Raw genomic sequence first — 2745 nt, forward strand, 5'->3', positions numbered from 1 at the left:
GGAACCGCGTCCCGGATCTTACGAACCGGAGACGGGGTATTTTATAGTCTGGCGTTGACTTTTGGCACGCTGTTGAGTTCTCAAGGAACGGACGCTTCCTTTGTACTCACCCTCTCGGGCTTTCCTCTGGGCGCTTCCCTTCGGTATTTCGTGTTCCGACTCTATCAGATCCTTTTCCGTGCCGTTTCCGGCTGGAATTTTGTTTCCGATCCCCTGTCGGCGGGGTGTTCACCACTTTAGCGGCTTTCCCGTGCGGCTCCTAATCGAGCCGATCGGCATCCGAATTTCGGCACAGCGAAATCCGGCCCCGATCCGGGGAAGTACTCGTAGTGGTGAGGGTTGCCGCTGATCGGTCCACGCACAGGGCGTCGTCCGTCTCAAGCGGCTCGGGCTACGTTAGATGCTCGGCGGCCCGGAGTCAAGCACCGTCTCCGCGCCCCTCCTGCCCATCCCGCTACCCGTCCCGCTTGCTCCTGTTGCGCGGCACGTGCGCGCGGTACGGGCTGACCGTGGGGTCGCCGTCCGCCCAGAAGCGCCAGGGATGGGTCGCGCCCTCGCCGCCCACGCCCGTCCGCGGGCCGTTGCGCACCTGGTCCTGCCGGAGCGGATGCCCCGTGAGCAGCGTCAGCGGGGCGTCCGGGCCGGCGCAGAGGTCGCTGCCGTTCAGGCCGCGGTCCACGTCGAGGGCCGTCGCGAGCCGTGCCGGGCCCTGCGCGAGCTCGCGGTCCCACCGCGCCTTTGTTCGTCGCTCCCGGGCGAGCGGCACCCCCTCGATCACCTCGCCCGCCCGCAGCAGGACCCCGCTGGCCATGCCCTCCGGGCCGCAGACCAGGTTGAGGCTGAACCACATGCCGTAGATGAAGTAGACGTACGCGTGGCCGGGCGGGCCGAACATCGCGGCGTTGCGCTCGGTGCGGCCGCGATAGGCGTGCGAGCCCGGGTCCGCTTCGCCCGCGTACGCCTCGACCTCGGTGATCCGGAGCTCGATCGGTCCCTCCGGGGCGTTCCGGACGAGCGTGCGACCCAGCAGGTCAGGGGCGACCTCCAGTACGGGACGGTCGAAGAACTGCCGGGCGATTGGCATACGGTCGGGCGCGGCGATCATGCTGATCGAGCGTAGTGGACGGGCCCCTGCCACGGGTGGGCCCGCCGGGGAAAGAGCACGAGGGGAAGAGGGACCGGCATGGGGTTCAAGAAGCTGCTGGCGAGCCTGGGGGCCGGGGGCGCGTCGGTCGAGACGGTGCTGCTCGGGGAGGACGTCATGCCCGGCGGCACCGTCCGGGGCGAGGTGCGCGTCGAGGGCGGCTCGGTCGCCCAGCGGATCCAGGGGCTGTCCGTGGGGCTTCAAGCCCGGGTCGAGGTCGAGGGCGGCGAGGAGGAGCACCAGCAGGACGTCGAGTTCAGCCGCGTCCCGCTCGGCGGGGGGTTCGAGGTGCGGGCCGGGGCGGTGCACGTGGTGCCCTTCGAGCTGGAGGTGCCCTGGGAGACCCCGGTGACCACCTTCCTCGGGCGGCACCTGACCGGCATGCGCGTCGGGGTCACCACGCACCTGGCGATCGCGCGGGCCGTGGACGCGAGCGACCTCGACCCGGTGCGCGTGCATCCGCTCCCCGCCCAGCAGGCGGTCCTCGACGCGTTCGGCCGTCTCGGGTTCGCGTTCAGGAGCGCGGACCTGGAGAAGGGCCACATCCGCGGCACGCGGCAGCGGCTGCCCTTCTACCAGGAGATCGAATTCCGGGTGCCGGACCGGTACCGGGGGCTGAGCGAGGTCGAGCTGTCCTTTGTCGCGGACGGGCGTGAGATGGACGTCGTACTGGAGCTGGACAAGAAGTCCGGGCTTTTCCGTGACGGCGGGGACACGTACCGCTCGTTCGTCATGGACCTGTCGTCGTACGACGGGGTCGACTGGGCGGCGTACCTCGACCAGTGGCTCATGGAGGTGGGAGGCCGCCGCGCCTGGCTCTGACCGGTACCGGCGGGGGGCGCTCAGTGCAGCAGGACCGCCAGCGGCGCCTCGCTCTCCAGCCAGTAGTCGACCGCCTCGTCCAGGATCGCCTCCGCCGTCCGCGCGTCCTTCGGCGCCGCGGCCCGGAACGCCTCCCAGCCGTCCGCCAGGAGGACGTAGCCGCGGACCTTGGCCTCGTCGCGCCACCAGGAGAGGTCCATGAGGCAGTCGGCGAGGGCGTCCCAGTTGTGGCCGAACCAGTGGGGGAAGTCCAGCGCGGTCGCGCACCGGTCGAGGAAGCCCGCCTTGTCCGTCACCCCGGCCAGCGGCAGCTCGGCCGCCCGCCAGTCCGCGTCGGCCGCGAGCGACATCACGCGGGAGGCGGTCTCGGCGGGCGGCAGCCGGTAGAGGCCCGGGGGGATGGTGCCGATGAAGAGCCCGGTGAGGCCGGGCTCGGGGAGCAGGCCGGTCATGGCTTCACCACCGCTTCGAAGGTCTCGTAGTGGTCACCGGTGTAGTAGCGCTCGGCGTGGTTCCCGGTGATGATGCGGCGGGCGCCGCGGTTCTTGGAGCCGGGGGTGGGGACGGTGTACTCGTGGTAGTAGCCGCGGGCCTGCTTCGGCAGCCGGTTCTCGTGGTTGCCGAAGACCGTGCCGTCCTTGTCGTACGGGAACGGGCCGCCCTTGTCGATGAGTTCCAGGGTCTTGCGGGCCTCGGCGGGGAGCTGGTCCGGGGCGACCGTCCGCATTCCCTTCGCCCAGGCGGGGGCTCCGGGGGAACCGCCCTGGGCGGTGCGGGAC

5 protein-coding genes are annotated in these 2745 nt (G+C 70.7%); 2 read left to right on the plus strand and 3 right to left on the minus strand.

The window, feature by feature from the left end; all coding sequences use genetic code 11:
• Positions 1 to 240 (plus strand): hypothetical protein (locus tag K6I34_RS35075; protein WP_229332075.1); only part of this gene is annotated, 240 nt, incomplete at its 5' end.
• Between the two features lie 214 nt (positions 241 to 454).
• Here K6I34_RS35075 and K6I34_RS35080 read toward each other — a convergent pair.
• Positions 455 to 1105: a DNA-3-methyladenine glycosylase gene (locus tag K6I34_RS35080; RefSeq protein WP_229332076.1), complete on the minus strand. Its 651-nt coding sequence runs from the start codon at positions 1103 to 1105 to the stop codon at positions 455 to 457.
• A 78-nt stretch (positions 1106 to 1183) separates the two neighbouring features.
• Here K6I34_RS35080 and K6I34_RS35085 point away from each other — a divergent pair, with 78 nt between their 5' ends.
• The gene (locus tag K6I34_RS35085) at positions 1184 to 1966 is read left to right on the plus strand and encodes a sporulation protein (RefSeq protein WP_229332077.1); all 783 of its coding nucleotides are present in this window, start codon (positions 1184 to 1186) and stop codon (positions 1964 to 1966) included.
• A gap of 20 nt (positions 1967 to 1986) precedes the next feature.
• On the opposite strand, the gene K6I34_RS35090 is transcribed toward K6I34_RS35085, so the two are convergent.
• Positions 1987 to 2418, minus strand: coding sequence for a barstar family protein (locus K6I34_RS35090; protein ID WP_229332078.1), 432 nt, complete (start codon positions 2416 to 2418; stop codon positions 1987 to 1989).
• Positions 2415 to 2745, minus strand: a 331-nt coding sequence (locus K6I34_RS35095) for a ribonuclease domain-containing protein (protein WP_229332079.1), incomplete at its 5' end; no start/stop codon positions are given. The genes K6I34_RS35090 and K6I34_RS35095, both read right to left, overlap by 4 nt.

It is taken from the genome of Streptomyces sp. UNOC14_S4, assembly GCF_020740835.1.
Classification (GTDB): domain Bacteria; phylum Actinomycetota; class Actinomycetes; order Streptomycetales; family Streptomycetaceae; genus Streptomyces.